The sequence below is a fragment of the Kitasatospora sp. NPDC059673 genome, from assembly GCF_042734215.1.
Taxonomy (GTDB): Bacteria; Actinomycetota; Actinomycetes; order Streptomycetales; family Streptomycetaceae; genus Kitasatospora.
The window spans coordinates 15,604-33,536 of record NZ_JBHWEN010000028.1; the positions used below are offsets into that span (position 1 = coordinate 15,604).

General features: G+C 71.1%; 16 protein-coding genes. 12 read left to right on the forward strand and 4 right to left on the reverse strand.

The features are described 5' to 3' along the window. Positions 1-668 precede the first annotated feature (668 nt). From ACFV18_RS27075 to ACFV18_RS27100, 6 genes are all read left to right on the forward strand, one after another. The gene (locus ACFV18_RS27075) at positions 669-2,075 is read left to right on the forward strand and encodes a family 2B encapsulin nanocompartment shell protein (RefSeq protein WP_380487512.1); all 1,407 of its coding nucleotides are present in this window, start codon (positions 669-671) and stop codon (positions 2,073-2,075) included. A gap of 1,077 nt (positions 2,076-3,152) precedes the next feature. Next, the gene (locus ACFV18_RS27080) at positions 3,153-3,419 is read left to right on the forward strand and encodes a hypothetical protein (protein ID WP_380487514.1); all 267 of its coding nucleotides are present in this window, start codon (positions 3,153-3,155) and stop codon (positions 3,417-3,419) included. A 64-nt stretch (positions 3,420-3,483) separates the two neighbouring features. After that, positions 3,484-4,248: a hypothetical protein gene (locus ACFV18_RS27085; RefSeq protein WP_380487516.1), complete on the forward strand. Its 765-nt coding sequence runs from the start codon at positions 3,484-3,486 to the stop codon at positions 4,246-4,248. Positions 4,249-4,607: 359 nt separating this feature from the next. Further along, positions 4,608-5,120, forward strand: coding sequence for a hypothetical protein (locus tag ACFV18_RS27090; protein WP_380487519.1), 513 nt, complete (start codon positions 4,608-4,610; stop codon positions 5,118-5,120). 123 nt (positions 5,121-5,243) lie between these two features. Beyond that, a complete protein-coding gene (locus tag ACFV18_RS27095) occupies positions 5,244-6,695 on the forward strand; it encodes an amidase (protein ID WP_380487521.1) in 1,452 nt (483 codons plus the stop codon). Positions 6,696-6,864: 169 nt separating this feature from the next. Then, a complete protein-coding gene (locus tag ACFV18_RS27100; RefSeq protein WP_380487522.1) occupies positions 6,865-7,317 on the forward strand; it encodes a MarR family winged helix-turn-helix transcriptional regulator in 453 nt (150 codons plus the stop codon). A 23-nt stretch (positions 7,318-7,340) separates the two neighbouring features. On the opposite strand, the gene ACFV18_RS27105 is transcribed toward ACFV18_RS27100, so the two are convergent. From ACFV18_RS27105 to ACFV18_RS27115, 3 genes are all read right to left on the reverse strand, one after another. Then, complete coding sequence (locus tag ACFV18_RS27105; RefSeq protein ID WP_380487525.1) at positions 7,341-8,735, reverse strand: hypothetical protein; 1,395 nt, start codon at positions 8,733-8,735, stop codon at positions 7,341-7,343. Between the two features lie 11 nt (positions 8,736-8,746). After that, positions 8,747-10,114 carry a hypothetical protein gene (locus tag ACFV18_RS27110; RefSeq protein ID WP_380487527.1) on the reverse strand — a complete coding sequence of 456 codons (1,368 nt, stop codon included), beginning with the start codon at positions 10,112-10,114 and terminating at the stop codon, positions 8,747-8,749. A gap of 614 nt (positions 10,115-10,728) precedes the next feature. After that, a complete protein-coding gene (locus ACFV18_RS27115) occupies positions 10,729-11,958 on the reverse strand; it encodes an MFS transporter (protein WP_380487530.1) in 1,230 nt (409 codons plus the stop codon). Positions 11,959-12,107: 149 nt separating this feature from the next. On the opposite strand from ACFV18_RS27115, the gene ACFV18_RS27120 reads away from it, so the two are divergent. The 5 genes from ACFV18_RS27120 to ACFV18_RS27140 all read left to right on the forward strand — a co-directional run bounded on the left by ACFV18_RS27120 (position 12,108) and on the right by ACFV18_RS27140 (position 16,498). After that, positions 12,108-12,647, forward strand: coding sequence for a GNAT family N-acetyltransferase (locus ACFV18_RS27120; protein WP_380487532.1), 540 nt, complete (start codon positions 12,108-12,110; stop codon positions 12,645-12,647). Positions 12,648-12,981: 334 nt separating this feature from the next. After that, positions 12,982-14,259, forward strand: a complete 1,278-nt coding sequence (locus ACFV18_RS27125) for a PP2C family protein-serine/threonine phosphatase (protein ID WP_380487534.1) — start codon at positions 12,982-12,984, stop codon at positions 14,257-14,259. Between the two features lie 108 nt (positions 14,260-14,367). Next, positions 14,368-15,045 carry a maleylpyruvate isomerase N-terminal domain-containing protein gene (locus ACFV18_RS27130; RefSeq protein WP_380487537.1) on the forward strand — a complete coding sequence of 226 codons (678 nt, stop codon included), beginning with the start codon at positions 14,368-14,370 and terminating at the stop codon, positions 15,043-15,045. A 156-nt stretch (positions 15,046-15,201) separates the two neighbouring features. Next, on the forward strand, positions 15,202-15,522 hold the full coding sequence (locus ACFV18_RS27135; RefSeq protein WP_380487539.1) for a hypothetical protein: 321 nt from the start codon (positions 15,202-15,204) through the stop codon (positions 15,520-15,522). A 52-nt stretch (positions 15,523-15,574) separates the two neighbouring features. Further along, on the forward strand, positions 15,575-16,498 hold the full coding sequence (locus ACFV18_RS27140) for a GNAT family N-acetyltransferase (protein ID WP_380487540.1): 924 nt from the start codon (positions 15,575-15,577) through the stop codon (positions 16,496-16,498). On the opposite strand, the gene ACFV18_RS27145 is transcribed toward ACFV18_RS27140, so the two are convergent. Beyond that, positions 16,495-17,067: a phosphotransferase gene (locus ACFV18_RS27145; RefSeq protein WP_380487672.1), complete on the reverse strand. Its 573-nt coding sequence runs from the start codon at positions 17,065-17,067 to the stop codon at positions 16,495-16,497. The genes ACFV18_RS27140 and ACFV18_RS27145 overlap by 4 nt on opposite strands. A 348-nt stretch (positions 17,068-17,415) precedes the next feature. Here ACFV18_RS27145 and ACFV18_RS27150 point away from each other — a divergent pair, with 348 nt between their 5' ends. After that, positions 17,416-17,862, forward strand: coding sequence for a hypothetical protein (locus tag ACFV18_RS27150; protein WP_380487541.1), 447 nt, complete (start codon positions 17,416-17,418; stop codon positions 17,860-17,862). The last annotated feature ends 71 nt before the right edge of the window (positions 17,863-17,933 follow it).

Genomic DNA, 17,933 nt, shown 5'->3' on the forward strand with positions numbered 1-17,933 from the left:
TAAAAGATTGCGGAATTCCGGGCCGGGCGACAGCGGGGCCGGACGACAGCGGGGGCGGACGAAAGCGGCGGCGGCAGTGGAATGCGGGGAAAGCGCGGAGCCGGCGGGTGTTTCCTGCCCGGCAGGGCGGTAACGGAAGGTTCAACGGCGGCAGGCCGGGTCGAGGGGCGGTGTGTCGCACCGGGCCGGAAGCGGGGTGGCGGCGAGGGGCGGGTGGCCGGCGGTGCGTCGCGCCGGGGCGGCAGCAGTGCGACGGCGAGGGGAGGGCGGTCGGTGCTCCACTGTCGCGGCGGCCTCGGAGAGCGCCCGGTCCGAGGCCGGTCGGCGGGGTGTCGATCCGGTCGAGTGGGGCGCTGTGGCGTGCGGGGCGGGTGGTTCGCGGTCAATCTGAGTTGCCGCGCTGTCATCCGGATGGCAAACCGGACGGAGTCAGTCCCAATCCTCCAGGGGGCAAGATTCACCTGATTGGGTGCACCCTCGGCCATGCGGGCGGCCCTGGGAGTGGCGAAGATCTACTGTTCGGGAGGCGGTGGGCGGCCCGGTGACCCGAAGTCCCGCCGAGACCCTCAGCCATTCCCCTTGATCTTGATCTTTGCCAAGAACCCCACCCACCCACGGATCTGACGCAGCGTCAGCTCTCGTGGCGAGACGAAGGAGAGCCCGGCCCGATGTCCGTGGACAGCAGCCCGGAGACTCAGCAGGCGCAGCGCCAGCAGACCAGCCTCACCACCGCCGCCGCACGCAACCTGGCGACCACCACCAAGTCCGCACCGCAGATGCAGGAGATCACCTCCCGCTGGCTGCTGCGGATGCTGCCCTGGGTGCAGACCTCCGGCGGTACCTACCGGGTCAACCGGCGTCTGACCTACACGGTCGGCGACGGCCGGATCGAGTTCATCCAGACCGGCGGCGACGTCCGGGTCATCCCCCGGGAGCTCGGTGAACTCGCCCTGCTGCGCGGCTTCGAGGACGACGACGTGCTGTCCGCGATCGCCGACCGCTGCGTGCAGCGCGACTTCCGGGCCGGGGAGACCCTGGCCGAGCGCGGCACCCCGTCCGACAAGATCCACCTGATCGCGCACGGCAAGATCAACCAGGTCTCCACCGGCAAGTACGGTGACGACGCGGTGGTCGGCGTCCTCGGCGACGGCGACCGGTTCGGCGAGAACGCCCTGCTGGACGGCGACGCCAGCTGGGACTACACCGCCACCGCCAAGACCTCCGGCACCCTGCTCACCCTCAGCCGGGCCGACTTCGAGTCGGTGCTCGCGCAGTCCGAGAGCCTCCAGGCCCACATCCGGGACTTCGCCAGCCTGCCGCTGCAGCGGCAGAACGAGCTCGGCGAGGCCGAGATCGCAATGTCCGCCGGCCACGCGGGCGAGTTCCAGCTGCCCACCGCGTTCGTGGACTACGAGCTCAAGCCGCGCGAGTACGAGCTGTCCATCGCGCAGACCGTGCTCCGGGTCCACTCCCGCGTCGCGGACCTCTACAACCAGCCGATGAACCAGATCGAGCAGCAGCTCAAGCTCACCGTCGAGGCGCTCCGCGAGCGCCAGGAGCACGAGCTGATCAACAACCGCGAGTTCGGCCTGCTCTCCAACTGCGCCTTCGACCAGCGGATCCAGACCCACGCCGGCCCGGCCACCCCCGACGACCTGGACGAACTGCTCAGCCGCCGCCGCGACTCCGAGTTCTTCCTCGCCCACCCCAAGACCATCGCCGCGCTCGGCCGCGAGTTCAACTCGCGCGGCCTGTACCCCGACACGGTCGACCTCCAGGGCCACAAGGTGCCCGCCTGGCGCGGCGTGCCGATCCTGCCCTGCAACAAGATCCCGATCACCCGGGAGAACACCAGCTCCATCCTGGTGCTGCGCACCGGCGAGAACAACCAGGGCGTCATCGGCCTGCACCAGACCGGCATCCCCGACGAGTACCAGCCCAGCCTGTCGGTCCGCTTCATGGGCATCGACGAGAAGGCTGTCATCAACTACCTGGTCACCGCGTACTACTCCGCGGCCATCCTGGTGCCGGACGCGGTCGGCGTGCTCGAGAACGTGGAGATCGCCGTCCGCTGAGGCAGGGGCCGAGAGCTGTTACGAGGAAGACCACGGTGGACCGTCGGAGGCCGTAACCAAACGGCGCTCCACCTAGGGCCTGTCCGGCCGATCTTGCCGGGCGCGCGACGCCGGATCATCCGCCCCCAGCCCTGGCGGGCCGGGAGGTGCCCCCACCCCCAGCCCTGGCGGGCTGGGAGGTGCCCCCACGGACGCACCGCCGAAACATCCAAGTACACCCAGTACGAGGACGTTCCGGCGGCACGCCCAGCCGGGCGCGAAATGGGGGTACCTCCCAGCCCCCAAGGGCTGGGGGAGCCGCGCGCTGATCCGACAAGATCGGCCGGACAGGCCCTAGTTGAGGGTACGTCGGATTGATCATGCTGTTTCGTTTCTGCGGCGGAACGGCACCGGTCCTCCGACGTGCCCTCGACTGCGCTCCGGCCGTCACGGGGCCGGCTCGATCGTCCACAGCCACAGGAAGGTTGGACCATGCCCATGCACACGCCCAGGCAGCGGAACGACCGGCCGCCCGCGAACAGCGGGGCAGCGGCGGAGACCTTACCTGCGCCCGTGCCGCAACGTGGAGTTCGGACGGCCGGGGTGCTTGTCGGCGTCGCCGTGGGGTGCGCGGTGCTCACCGGGGCCACCCAGACCACCACTCGGACCGACACGACGGTGGGCGGTCGGGGCGACGGGCGGTGGATGGAGATCTGCGTCCACGTGCACACCTCCGTCGACGTCGCCGGGTCGTACGTCGAGATGGACGTCGAGGGCGGGGCCGGCGTCCCGTTCCCGCTGAACCCGCAGCACGGGCCACAGGGGGCCAAGGGGGACAAGGGGGACGGGGGGAGACACGGGGACAAGGGGGGTCACGGCGGGCACGGCCATGGCCATGGCGGGGGAGACGACCAGGACGGGGACGGGGACGGACACGGGCACCACTGCCACCCGAAGCCGACGCCCAGTCCCACACCGACACCGGCACCAACTCCCAAGCCCAGTCCGTCGCCGACGCATTCGCCCGCGCCCTCGCCTTCGCCGGTACCCACCCCGACGCCGACACCGCCGAAGCCCGCGCCGCCGACACCCGCGCCGGTGCGGCCCACGCCCACTGGCAGCGCCGCCGCGCCGATCGCGCCCGCGCCGCCCACCCCCGTACCGGAGACGCCTGCCCCGAGCCCCGCGCCGACGTCGTCCGTCCGGCTGCCGCCGCCGCTGGTGCACGCCGCACCGCCCAAGCGTCACGGTGCCCCGACCACCACCCGGATGCTGGTGGTCACCGTTCCTGCGGTGATCGCCGCCGCGGCGCTGCGTCCGAGCGGGAAGTCCCGGGCTGCGGCCGGGCGGCGCGGGCGTTCCTGACGCTACGTCAAGTAGACGTCGTTTCAGTCAAGTTGTTGACGCAAGCTACAGGAGAGGACCTGTCATGTCCGAATGGGTGGCGCTCGCCCTCGCGATGGCCGGGGCGTGCCTGGTCGTCGTCGCGGTCATGCTGGTGAGGCACCGGAAGACCGACGGCCACGAGGACACCTCGGAGACGCCCGACGTCATCGAGTACATCACCATGATGATCGGCGTCGTGTACGCCATCGTGCTGGGCCTGGCGATCGCCGGCGTCTGGGAGACCCGGTCGTCCGCGCAGGACGAGGTGCAGCGAGAGGCGCAGTCGCTGCACGAGGTCGGCGTCCGGGCCGAGGTGTTCCCCGCCGACTACCGGGCGACGGTCGTCAAGGACATCGACGCCTATGTGTCGTTCGTGGTGAACAACGAGTGGCACCACATGCGTACCGAAGGGGAACTCTCCCCCGAGGGAACCGAGTTGCTCGCCAAGCTGCGTACCGACGTGGCCTCCCGGGCTCCGCAGAACGACATCGAGGCGCAGGCGTACCAGTCGATGATGGACAAGATCGCCATCGCCGACGAGACCCGTAACTCCCGTGGCGGCAACACCGGTCCGACCATGCCCGGTGTGGTCTGGTTCGGCCTGATCGTCGGTGCCCTGGTCACCATCGGCATGCTGTTCGCGCTCCAGATCCGGCGCTCCGGACGGGAGTTGGTGCTGGCGGGCACGTTCAGCGCGCTGATCGGCTTCTCGCTGTTCCTGATCTGGGACTTCGACGACCCGTTCGGGCGCGGCATGTCGGTCACCACGCAACCGTTCCTCGACCTGTTCCCCTCGCTCAACCAGTAGCCGGAGCGGCGGAGATGAGGAACATCCAGCCGCCCCGGGCCGGTTCGCACATTACGCTGGGGACGGCCGCCCCCGAGGGGACGCGGGGCCGGTCCGGGGAGGTCGCGCGGTGTGCCGCCACGAGCGGTGCGGGCGCGGCGGCACAACACGCAACGGGGAGACACGGCATGGGGGCGCAGGACGCGGAGGGGCGGCGCTGCGGCGATTCGCCGGCGGCGAGGACGGGAACGGGCCCGGTGAGGACGGGAGCGGGCCCGGTGAGGACGGGAGCGGGCCCGGCGAGGGCGGGTTCGGAGGCGGCAGGTTCGAAGGCAGCGGGGCACGGCCCGGCGGAGGCGGTCGGGAGCAGGTACGCGAGGGTGGAGCGGGAGCGGCGCTTCCTGCTCGCCCGGGTCCCGGCCCCTGGCGCCGTCACCTGCGCCCGGCTGATCACCGACCGGTACGTGGACGGTACCCGCCTGCGGCTGCGGCACGTCGAGCGGATCGACACCGGGGAGTGCGCCCACAAGCTCACCCAGAAGATCCCGGCGCCGCCGGGCACGACCGGCGCCGAGCAGGGCCTGATCACCAACCTGTACCTCTCGGAGGAGGAGTACGCCCTGCTGCTGGACTCGCTGCCCGGCCGGGAGTTGACCAAGACCCGGCTGAGCGTCCCCCCGTTGGGCATCGACGTCTTCGACGGTCGGCTGCTCGGACTGGTGCTGGCGGAGGCGGAGTTCGAGACCGCGGAGGACGCGGAAACGTTCGTGCCGCCGGCGGCCTGTCTGGCCGAGGTCACCGACGACCCGCGCTTCACCGGCGGCTCGCTGGCCCGCGCCGAGCGGTCCCAGGTGCGCGGCTGGCTGGCGGACTACGGGCTGGTGCTGTCCTGAGGTTCTCTTCCGGTCGGGTCGATTGCCTGCGCACGGACCGGAATTGACGGGTCTTCGGAGCGGCGATCTGTTGTGCGGAATGGTGTTTCGTGCCCTGTCCGGGAGGCGGGTACGGTCCGATTCATGGAGCGGAACTTCCGATCGGCCGAAGAACTCCTCGCTGCCCTGCGCGCAGGTGAGGTGACTTCGGCGGAACTGACCGAAGAGGCGATCGCCCGCATCGAGCGGGACGACAAGACGATCAACGCGATCTGCGTGCCGGACTTCGAACGAGCCCGGGCCGCCGCGCGCAGTGCCGACCAGGCCCGCGCCCGCGGCGAGGACCGGCCGCTGCTCGGCATCCCGGTGACGGTGAAGGAGTCCTACGACATCGCCGGCCTGCCCACGACCTGGGGCATGCCGCCGCACCGGGACTTCGTGCCGGCCGAGGACGCGCTGCAGGTGTCGCGGCTCAAGGCCGCGGGTGCGGTGGTGCTCGGCAAGACCAATGTGCCCCGGGGATTGCAGGACATACAGAGCTTCAACGAGATCTACGGCACCACCAACAACCCGTGGAACCACGCTCGAACCTCCGGCGGATCCTCCGGCGGATCGGCGGCGGCCCTGGCGTCCGGCTTCGGCGCGCTGTCCATCGGCTCCGACCTCGCCGGTTCGCTGCGCACCCCCGCACATTTCTGCGGCATCTACGCGCACAAGCCGACACTCGGGCTTCTGCCGAGCCGCGGCGCGGTTCCGCCGCCCGGGCCGGCCCTGCCGACCGAACAGGACCTCGTCGTCGTCGGCCCGATGGCGCGCACCGCCCGGGACCTCTCGCTGCTGCTCGACGTCATGGCCGGGCCGGACCCGCTGACGCACGGTGTGGCGTACCGGCTGGCGCTGCCGCCCGCGCGCCACGAGTGGCTCCGCGACTTCCGGGCCCTGATCGTCGAGGAGCACCCGTTCATCCCGACCGGGTCCGCCGTGCGGGCGGGCCTGACCCGGGTGGCCGACGCGCTCGCCGCCGGCGGCGCCCGCGTCGAACGGCACAGCCCGCTGCTGCCCGATCTCGCCGAAGCCGCGGTGATCTACAAGCAGTTCCTGTTCTCCGGCGCCACCGCACACTTCCCCGTCGAAGCCCGTGCACAACTCCAGGCCCGCGCCGCCGAATTGGCGGCTGACGACCAGAGCCTCGACGCGGCGCGGCTGCGCGGCATGGTGCTCAGCCACAGCGACTGGGTCGCGCTGAACATGCGCCGCGAGCTCCACCGCCACGGCTGGCGGCAGCTCTTCGCCGAGTACGACGCCGTGGTGTGCCCGATCACGCCCACGCCCGCGTTCCCGCACGACCACCACCAAAACCCGCTGGAGCGCCTGCTCGACATCGACGGCGTCGAGTACCCGTACTTCGACCAGCTCGTCTGGGCCGGCGTCGCCACCATGCCCGGCCTGCCCGCCACCGCCGTGCCGACGGGGCCGTCCCCCGAGGGCCTGCCGGTGGGTGTGCAGATCATCGGCCCGATGTACGAGGACCGCACTCCGCTGCGGCTGGCCGAACTGCTGGAGCGGGAGATCGGCGGTTTCGTGGCGCCGAAGTGAGCCTCCGGCGGGCGCCGGGTCCGGGCCTCCGGGCGCCGGGGCCGGGCTTCCGGGCGCCGGATCCGGGCCGGGCTTCCGGGCGGGGGCGGTTTCCGGGCGGGGCTTCCCGGCGGCCCGAATGTACAGTTCGCCGGTACATTCGGGCCGCCGGGAACCTAGGGTGGCCCCCATGAGTGAAGACCCGGAGGCCGCACCGTCCGCCGTGCAGGCCTCGCAGCAGGTGCGGTCGGTGATCGGCCGCCTGCGCCGACGCATCCGGGCCGCCGCCGGAACGGGCGACCTGACGCTCACCCAGGCCTCCGCCATGGGACGGCTGCTGGACAGCGACGGACAGGGCCTGACCACCAGCGACCTGGCCGTCGCCGAGGGCATGCGCCACCAGTCGATGGCCACCACCATCGCCGCCCTCACCGCACAGGGCCTGGTGGAACGGCGCCGCGACCCCGACGACGGCCGCCGAATGCTCATCGTGCTCACCCCCGAGGGCCGCCGCCGCGCCGAGGACGGCCGACGGGCCCGCAGCGAATGGCTCGCCGCCGAACTCCAGGCCAAGTGCACCGAAGCGGAACGGCAGACCGTGATCGCGGCCATGACCGTCCTGGGACGCCTCGTCCACGACTGATCGAACCGCCGGTACGGACGGCCTCACGGCGCCGTGTCGCCGATTCGCAGCGCCAGCTTGACTGTGGACCCCTTCGACACCACCGACCCGCCTGGCGGGTCCTGCGCCTTAACGAAGACTGCCCCACCGAACGGTGGTGGATGGATGTCGTCGGCGGCGAGGTCAGCGACATACGCGAGGTTTCCGAACTCGCCCGCGAGGACGATCGGCTCGCCGGTAAACGGGGCGGGGAAGCCCGCCGGGAACGGGGGTACGAGAAGATTGTGGTGATCGCCGAACGTGAAGCCCAGGGTGGCGATCGGGAATTGCTCCACCATATTCGGGACCGTGACCCGGGTGGAATCCCCGATCTTCGGGAGCAGGCGCGCGAAGTCCTCCGGAGCGGACTGGACGCGCATGCACGTGGTGGCATCGTTGGAGCACCTCGACATCTGCAACCGGATCGCATCCACTTGCTGCAAGCAGTCCTTACGCGCCTTGGCCAGCACCGCGTCATCGACGTTGCTGCCATCCGCGTTCTTGAACTGGTCGATGTTCTTGCGGACGAAGTCGATGTCGTTGATGACGGTGCTGAACCCGTCCAGCAGGCTCGCGTTGAAGGTCAGGACGTCCTGCTGGTTCTGCACGTCGATGAACGTGAGCTCGTCGCCGGGGAGCGCCAGTTCCCTGTAGTCGTGCACCAGCATCGAGTACGGCACGCCCTGGTCGACTCCGACCAGGGTCGGGAACACGCGAGCCTTCTGCATGATCGCGTCGAGGGTGGTCTCGGTCCCTTTATTGGAGCCACCAGCCTGGAAGACGTAGACGCTCACGTCGAGCTTGCCCTTGGAGGTGGCGATCTTCGAGGAGATGTCGGCGTCGAGCGAGCCGCCCGCGACACCGGGTGCGCCTGCGCGGGCATGAATCTCCCCAGCGATCGACGAGCGTTCCGTCGCGTCCAGGCTCTCCACCTTGTAGATCGCGAAGTACTCGCCCCCGGTTTTGACCCCGAGGACGAACCGGTCCCCGAACCGGTCGCGGAAACGGGCGGTCTTGTGTTCGCGCAGGAGGTCTGCAGCCTCCTTCGACAGCACCGGGTTGTCCAGCGTCCGGGTCGCGTTGAAGACCTGGACGCCCACCACCACGTAGAGCGAGAAGCTGTTCACCGCGATGTCGCTGGCGAACTTGAACTTCGCGCTGGCATCACCAAGCATGCTCCCCGCACTCACGTCCACGGAGATGCCCAGTGCCTGATGCAGGACGCTCGACTCCTGCACGATCTGCAGGGTCTTCGTCACGGTCTGCCCGCCGGCCTGCGCCGGCGCCGTCAGCGACGTGCCCATCACCGCCGGGCTCTTGGTCGCTACGCCGGTCAGCACGTCGTAGCCCAGGCCCACCTTCATTCCGTCCAGGAACGGGATCTCTGTCTGCGCCGCCATCGTCGCCTCGCTCAGACTTCCGGTCCGGGATTCGCCTGCAGTGGGGACACTCTGACGTGCAGTACGCTGCCGCTCGGAACAAACGTGCCGTTCGCGGGAGTCTGTCCGACGATGGTGCCCGCGTCGGGCAACGGGGGTGAGCCCAGCGCCCCGAAGTCCAGTACCTCGGGGTTGTCGATGATGAAGTAGAGCCCCTGCTCGCCCAGGAGGTCCACGACCATCCGGTTCTTCGTGAACTCAAAGATCCCGGAGGGCATTACGGCCTTCGTCCCGATCAGGTGCGGAACCCGCTGCAGACCCGGCCGGGGTTCGCGCAGGATCGGCAGCCGGCTTGTGAAGTCCTCGGGTGACTGGGTGAAGTGCACACAGGTGGAGGCATCCCGGGTGCAGTCGGAGATGGCCCTGGTCAACTGGTCGACGATGGCCAGGCACTGCTGACGGGCCTGCTGCAGGGCCGCGTCGTCCGGCGGTGACCCGTCCGGATTGTGGAATCGATCGAGATGCTTGCGGATAAAGTCGATATCGTTGACCAGCGTCGTGAAGTCGTTCAGCAGCCGGGAATTGAAGAGGAGGCACTCGGTCTGCTGCTCCTGATCGAAGAAATTCAGATTGTCACCCGGGAGTTTCAACCCACTGTACTCGTCGAGGAGGGCCTGGTAGGGAATAGCCTGGCCGCCCGAGACCAGGGTCGGGAACTTGTGTGCCTTCTCGATCATCTCTGACAGCGCCGTTTCCGTCTCACTGATCCCGCCGGCCGAGTACACGAAGACGTCCACGTTCAGCTCGTTGCGCGAGGTGGACTTCCTGCTCTCGACGGCAGTGTTCAGATTTGCCCGCAAGGCTGGGTTGTGGAAGCTCGCCGAGATTTGCGCCGCAATGTCAGTGCGCTCCTGCTCGTCGAAACTCTGCACACGGTATACCGCGTAGTACTCACCACCGGTTTTCAGGCCGGAGATGTATCGGTTGCCGAAGCGCTCACGAAAATGATCCGTCTTCCCGGTGGTCAGCAGGTCGGTCGCGTCCGGAACGAGAGCCGGCGCGTCCACCGTCACACAGGAGTTGATGACCTCCACCGCCAGCACCACGTACAGGCAGTACTGCGTTACCGCGCACTGGTTCGCGAACTGCATCTTCGCCGTCGCGGAGAAACCCGCGTAGCTGCCGGACACTGCGGCGGACAGTCCCAAGGCATCCTGGAGCGAGTCGGCCTCCTGCACCAGGCGGAAGGTCGTCGTGACGGTCTGCCCGCCGCCAGTCTGTGGCGGACTGGTCTGCGGGTTCTGGATTGCCGGGTCGCTCGATGGGCTGCCGGTCAGCAGATCGAAGCCCAGGCCAACCTTCATCCCGTTCACGAATGGAATCTTCAGCTGCTGTCCCATGTCTGTCCTCCAGCGAAGGCGCGAACGCTGATCCGGTGGCTGCACCGAGATCCTCGCAGGCCTGGCGCTCAAAAGACGATCGGCCAACCCTCTTGCTTGGCTTGCTCTGCGGTGTAAGAGACGCCATGGGTCTTGATGCCGGCGGGATCCAGAAGGGAAGGGTCATGACCAGGGTGGCGCCGGCGGCGAGGGGGCCGGGCACAGGCGGGACTTGCGACCGCGCCCAGGCGTCCACAGTCGAAGCGGCGGCCACCTCTACGAGCTGTCCAACCCTATTTCCAGGATGGCGCGGCTGCAACAATCCGCAACTGGTCGAGTACGGCCGCTCGATGCCCCGCCGTTGGGCTGGGGATATGAGTTACGGACCCGAAACTGCAGAAAGCATTGCACGTCAATCGTGCCGCCGCCATCCGTCACCCCAGGCATGTGCATCTTCGGTTGCAGGCGCAGAACGGCGGGCGGAGCATGGATAAACGCAACCCCTGACGACTTCAGCGCCGTATCCCCGGCAATGTGGTGCGGGCAGTGCCGTCCCACTCGCCGCACTGCCTGATGACCGAGCCCTCTGCCCCATGACCGGCGGCCGAACTCCGGCGCCGGGCATGGGGCGAATCTCAGCGGCGGTTGCCGTCCGGCCAGGTGAGGCCGCGGGCGGAGTGGGTCAGTGCGGCCAGAACCACGAGGACGGCCGTGATGCCGCCGAGGGCCATGACCGTGGACGGGGAGGTGCGGTCCACGATGCCTCCCCCGACCAGGGCGCCGAGCGAGATCGTTGCCTGAAAGGAGGAGGTGAACAGCACTGACGCCGCCTCGGGCGCGTCGGGGGCCGCCTTGACGAACCACGTCCGGGAGGCCACGGGTACCGCTCCGTAGGCGACACCCCACACGAACAACAGGCTCACCGCGCCGGTCTTCGAGCCGCCCAGCACCGGCAGCAGCAGAGTGGCTCCGCCGAGCAGCGCGGCCGCCGCGCCGAAACCGGTGCGGGGACGCCGGGCGACCAGGGAAGCGCCGAGGAAGTTGCCGGTGATGCCCGCGGCTCCGTAGGTCAGCAGGAAGACGGTGATCAGCTCCGGGCCCGCATGCGTGACCTGTTCGAGGAACGGCGTCAGATAGGTGTACGCCCCGAAATGGGCCAGCACGACGAGGAAGGTCAGCAGCAGGGCGAAGCGGATGTTCACGCGGCGGAACAGGCCGCCCAGCACACTCAGCCGGGTCGCCTCGGCCGGCGGCAGGGGCGGCGTGACCGCCAGCAGCAGGACGACCACGCCGACAGACAGCGCGCCCATGACGACGAACGCCGCACGCCAGCCCGCCACATCGCCGATGAACGTGCCGACCGGCACCCCGAGCACCGACCCCAGCGGGACGGCCGAGAAGATCACCGAGACGGCGCGGCCGACCTGGTCCGCGGGCACCAGCCGGTCCGCGACCCCGGCCGCGATCGACCAGAAGCCGCCGATGGTGACGCCCACCAGGACCCGCGACACCACCACCAGCCCGTAGCTCGGCGCGACCACCGCCAGGCCGTTCGCGAAGGCCAGCAGGACCATGAACGCCCCCAGCATCGTCCGGCGGTCGATGCGTGCGGTTGCGGCGGTGACCAGCGGCGCCGAGATCGCCGCGAGGAAGCCGGGCATGGTCATCATCAGCCCCGCCGTCCCGTCCGAGACGGCGAAGTCGGACCCGATCGACGTGAGCAGGCCGATCGGCAGGATCTCGGTCGTGACGATGGAGAAGATCCCCAGCATCACCGCCACCACGGACAGCCACCCGACCACGGGCGATCGGTGCGGTCGGCCCGTTGTCCGGGGGCGGGAAGCAGCGGAGGTCGTCGGGGTCATGAATTCCGTCCTGTGCCGGGCCGTTCGGTGTCCGGCCAGTTCAGCAGGCCACCCGGGCGGAGGCTGGCAGCTTTCCGACATCACCGTTGCGGGAGTCCGGCCCGGAGTGGATTGGCCGGCGGCGGGCCCGATGGGCGAGGATTGGTCGGGTGGACCTGCCCAGAGTGATGCCGGAGATCGCGGCGGAGAACGGATTCCGGCTGCGGCGCTGGGAGTTGACGGACCGGGCGCTGTTGCGGGAGGCCGCCACCGACCCGTACATCCCGCTGATCACCACCGTGCCCGCGCCGTACTCCGACGCGGAGGCCGACGCGTTCGTGCACCGGCAGTGGCGGCGGACCGCGATCGGCACCGGGTACCCGTTCGTGATCGAGGCCCCCGACGGACGGGCCGTCGGGAACGTCGGACTGTGGGTCGGCGAACTGCCGTTGCGGGGTTGCGCCACCGCCGGCTACTGGGTGTCCGGAAGCGGGCGGGGCCAGGGTGTCGCGGCCGCCGGGCTGACTGCCGTCACGGCCTGGGCATTCGGTGAACTCGGCATCCCGCGCGTCGAGTTGTACGTGGAGCCGTGGAACACCGGTTCGCTGCGCACCGCCGAACGGGCCGGCTATCGGCGCGAGACGCTGGTGCCCGCGCACCAGGAGGTCGGCGGCGAACTGCGCGACATGTGGCGCTTCGCGCTGCCGTAGCAGGGCGGGTGGGTAATCCGTGGTGGCGGCCGGTGAACTGCTTGGCGACCTGGCGGGCGGGAGGAGGGGCGGGCGGTGGTGGCGCAGGTGCTCGGCGCGGGCCGCTTGGAGCAGGTGGCCCGCGTCCCCGATGGCGGGGAGTGGCAAGGCAGTTGATCGATGAACGGGCGCCCGGACCTTGTGGACGACAGGACAACGTGCCGGTGGCCTGTGCGAGATGGTGCGTGCTGTGGCCGACCGGTGCCCTGCGGCCCCGGCAAAAAGGAGGGCGCGCGGGTCGTGCAGCGCGTGTTGCCCGGTGGGGACGGTGCTCTCGTGCGTACCGTTGGGGGCGATGAGCGAGCAGGCGGAGGACATCGCGGCGCAGTTGCGTGCGCTGGGCGAGGCGCGGGACAGGTTGCAGGGGCTGCTGTCGGCGGTGCTGGCCATCGGCGGGGACTTGGATCTGCCGGCGGTGCTGCACCGGATCGTCACCACGGCGATGGAGCTGGCCGGTGCGCGGTACGGTGCGCTCGGGATTCTCGCGCCGTCGGGGGACCGGCTGGAGCAGTTCGTGACGGCCGGGTTGTCGCCGCAGGAGCGGGCGGACCTGGCAGGGATCGATTTTCCGCGCGGGCGGGGCGTGTTGGGGCAACTCATCCGGCACCCCGAGCCGTTGCGGGTGGCGGACATTGCCGCGCATCCCGCGTCGGTGGGTTTTCCGCCGGGCCATCCGCCGATGCGGACGCTGCTGGGCGTGGCGATCACCGTCCGAGGGGCGATCTACGGCGACCTGTACCTGTCGGAGCGGCGGGACGGGCAACCGTTCGACCGGGCCGACGAGGAGGTGGTGCAGGCACTCGCGGGTGCGGCGGGCATCGCGATCGAGAACGCCCGCCTGTTCGGGTACCTGCGGGACAGCGCCGCGCAGTTCCAGCGGCTACTGCTGCCCACGCTGCCGGACCTGTCGCCGTTCACCGGGGCCGCCGCGTACCGCACCGCCGCCGATCCGGCCGGCGTCGGAGGGGACTGGTACGACGCCGTCATCCTGCCCGACCAGGCGTGCGCGGCCGTCATCGGCGACGTGGTCGGCCACGACCTGCACGCCGCCGCCGCCATGGCCCAGGCCCGCAACATGCTGCGCGCGCTGCTGTACGACCGCCGCAGTCCGCCCAGTTCGGTGCTGAGCCAGCTCGACCGCACCGTGGAGGCCATCACCGACCTGCCGGTCACCACCGCGTGCCTGGCGCGGATCGAGCCCGCCGCCGGGGACGGCTGGACCATGCACTGGAGCACCGCCGGGCACCCGCCGCCGCTCGTCCTCGGGCCGGACGGGCGCACCTGGTACCTGGAGGGCGAGCCCGGCATCCCGATCGGCGTCGACCCCGACCTGCACCGCCCCGACCACACCGACCCGCTCCCCAGCGGCGCCACCGTGGTGTTCTTCACCGACGGCCTGGTCGAACGCCCAGACCGCGACATCGACGAGGGCTTCCACGCCCTCGCCGGGCTCGCCGCCGCGCACGCCGATCGGCCACTCGAGGAGCTGGTGCGCCTCCTCGCCGACCGGCACCCCGGCGACGGCCACGACGACATGGCCGTCCTGGCGATCCGCACCCCGCCCCGGTCCTGAGCCCGGGCCGGTCGCGGCCGGACGCGCCGGCGTCGTCGCCCGGGTCCCGAGCCGCCGCAGGAGGCGCGCGTTCCGACCGCCCGCCGGGGGCGGGTAGCGTGAGCCGGTATGCGAACCGAACTGGTGGGGAAGGCGTTTCGGGCCGAGGCCGGGGCGCTCGGGGTGGCGATGGCCGGGCTGGGCGAAGCGGAGTGGGCGCGGGCCACACGGTGCGCGCCGTGGACGGTGGTGGAACTGCTGGCGCACGTCCGGGTCGCCGTCGGGCGGGTGGAGGCGATGGTGGCGGCGCCCGAGCCGGAGCGGGCCGAGGTGACGGCGGTGGGGTACTACCGTCCCGGCGAACGGTTCGACGCGGCCACCAACAGCGCGCGGATCGCGCTCGCCCGCGACACGGCGGGCGGCGGCACCGATCCGGTCGGCGAGTTCGAGCGGACGTGGCGGGGCGTGGCCGACCGGTTCGAGACGGAGGCCGAGGCGCGGGTGGTACGGACCCGGCACGGCGACCCGATGCTGCTCACCGATTTCATGGTCACCCGCGTGGTGGAACTGGCCGTCCACGGGCTCGACCTGGCCGACGCGCTCGGCCGCCCGGCCTGGCTGACGGACGAGGCCTCGGACGTACTGGAGGACCTGCTGCTGACGGATGCCGACGGCCCGACGGTCCGCTCGGCACTCGGCTGGGACCGGGCGACACTGCTGCGCAAGGCGACCGGCCGGGCCGAGCTGGACGCCGCCGAGCAGGCCGAGGTGGAGCGCGCCGGGATCACCTGGCTGACGCTGGGCTGAGGGTGCGGAGGTGAGCACGGCCTCCCGGGCGGTGGTGGCCCGGGAGGCCGCGTCGTCACGCCCCGAGGGCATCCGTGATCGACGCCACGCCCCGACGGCTAGTCAATTTCCGTTATTGAAACGGGCGTTCGGGCGGACGCGAAATATGCTGACCGGATGATCGACTCGAACAAACCTGTCGAACTGGTGATCTTCGACTGCGACGGCGTCCTGGCGGACAGCGAGCGGATCGCCGTGCGGGTCCAGCAGGAGGTCGGCGCGCAACTCGGCCGGCCGCTCACCGAGGCCGAAGTGGCACGGCACTTCACCGGACGCTCGCACGGCGCCGGCCGGCAGGTGGTCGCCGAGCGCCTCGGCGAGGACGTCGCCGCACACACCGGCGGCCCCACCGGCGCGGACACGCTCACCGGCCCCGGCACCGTACTCTTCTCCGACCTGCGGCAGCTGCCCGCACTGCTGCGCGCCACCACCGGCTGACACCCCGTCCGCAACCCGCCGACACCCCGTCCGCACCACCGAAGGAGCCCTCATGGCGCAGGCCGAACTGCCCCCCGGCCACACCGCACGGCCGATCGACCCGGTCACCGACCTCCCCGCCGTCCAGGCCCTCGTCAACACCTGCGAGCGCGCCCTCGACGGCACCGCCACCACTGACGCCGGCGCACTCGCCACCGTGCTCGCCCGCCCCGGACTCGACCCCGCCGCCGACACCCTGCTGGTGCACGACAGCGACGGCCGACTCGCCGGCTGGGCCTGGACGGACCGGCGCACCGACGCCGACGTGCACCCCGACCACCGCGGCCGCGGCATCGGCACCGCACTGCTGCGCTGGATCGAACAACGCGCCCGCGAACGCGGCACCGCCGAACTCGCCCAGGTCGTCCCCGACCGCGACACCGCCGCCACCGCACTGCTGCACGCCCACGGCTTCCGCCCCGCCGTCACCAGCTGGCTGCTCGCCATCGGCCTCGACGACCTGCCCGAGGACCTGCCGCCCGCACCCGAGGGCATCACCGTCCGCCCCTTCCGAGCAGGCGACCCGGCCGACGAGCACGCCGCGCACCGCCTCACCGAGGACGCCTTCGACGAATGGCAGCAACGCCGCAAGGACTTCGAGGAATGGGCCACCCACACCGTGCGCCGCCCCGCCTTCGCCGCCGACCGCTCCCCGCTCGCCTTCACCCCCGACGGCCACCTGGTCGGCGCCGCCCTCGCCCTCGACCGGCCCGACACCGACGAGGGCTACGTGGAGACCGTCGCCGTCCACGCCGACCACCGCCACCGCGGCATCGCCCGCCACCTGCTGCGCCACACCTTCCACGCCTGCCGAGCCGCCGGCCTGCGCAGCTGCACCCTGTGGACGCACTCCGCGACCGGCGCGCTCGACCTCTACCTGAAGGCCGGCATGACGGTCCGGCACAGCTCCACGGTGCTGAAGAAGACGCTGGCCTAAGGGACATCGAGCAGGGCCAGCAGGCGGGCGGCCTGCCGCTCGGCGGTGCCGGCCGGGTTGCGGGCCGCCGTCGCCGGGTCGGTGACCAGGAACACCAGCCACAGCAGGGCGAACAGACGCCGGCACTCCAACAGGCGGGCCTGCTCGACGGGGGAGAGCGCGAACCGGCCGAGGAACGCCGCCGCGTCCAGGTCGGTGTCCACCCACGCCGAGAGGTGCTCGACCAACTCGGCGAGCTCGTACGGGCGGTCGCTGCGCCCCGAGTCCTCGAAGTCGACCAGCCGCACCTCGGCGCCGTCCCAGAGGAAGTTGGCCAGGTTCCCGTCCGCCTGCCCGAGCACCGGCGCCGCCGCACACCCCGCCGACAACCTGGCCTCCGCGCCTGCCAACCAGCGCAGCCCGGCCGCCAGCGCGGCTGCCAGTCCGGCCGCCGGCGCGGGCGGCGAGGGCCGCATCGCGCGGTGGCGGATCGCGGCCACCGAGTCGCGGACGTACCAGCGCCGCTCCGGGAGCGCGGCTGCGGCTTCGGGCGGGACGGCGTGCAGCAGACGGTCGGTGGCGAGGGCCAGCGTCCAGCTGGGCGGGCGTCAACTCGGCGCCGCGCAGGGGAAGTCCGGGCAATCTGGTCATGGTGACGGTGCGTCCGGCCAGCGACAGCGGGCGGGGTGCCAGGCCCGGCGCGAACCGGTCGAGCAGGGTGAGCGCCCGCCACTCGCGATCCGGGTCGCCGTCCGCGTCCGGGCGGAAACGCTTGCGGACGGTGTCGGGGAGAAGAGTTCGACACCATGGGTGGTCCACGGGTGGGTCATGGCGGTACGCCTGCTCTCCGGTCCGGGAGGAAAAGCCGCCCACGGCGGTCGGTGCGCGTCACTAGGCTAGGGGCAGCAGCACGCGAACGACGAGGGGTGGCAGCAGACATGGTGGGGACCGAACTGGCCGAACTGGCGGCCTCAGGAGCGACGGCACTGGTCGGGGCAGTGGCCACCGACCTGTGGGGCCAGGTACGCGACCGGGTCGGCCGGTTGCTCACCCGCGGCCGCGAGAGCCGGGTGGAGGCCGCCCGGATGGAACTCGCCTACGCCGAGGTGCTGGACGCGGAGGAGAACGACCTGCCCGCAGTCCGCGAGAACGTCCGCCAGGACTGGGAGCAGCGCCTGCTCACCGTCCTGCGCGAGGACCCGACCGCCGTCGCCGAACTGCGCGCCCTGCTCGACGAGATCGCCCCGCAGGCCGGCGCGCCGCGGATCGAGGTGACCACCATCCACAACGAGATCAGCGCCGACGTGCACGGCATCGCCCTGCAGATCGGCCGGGTCGACACCAGCAACGTGACGATGCAGCAGCCGGGCGACCAGCGGGCCTGAGCGCGGAGCGTGGAGCGCGGCCAGGACGGCGGGGCCGGGGCGGGCCCTGCCCCCCCCCGGCCGGCTCCGGC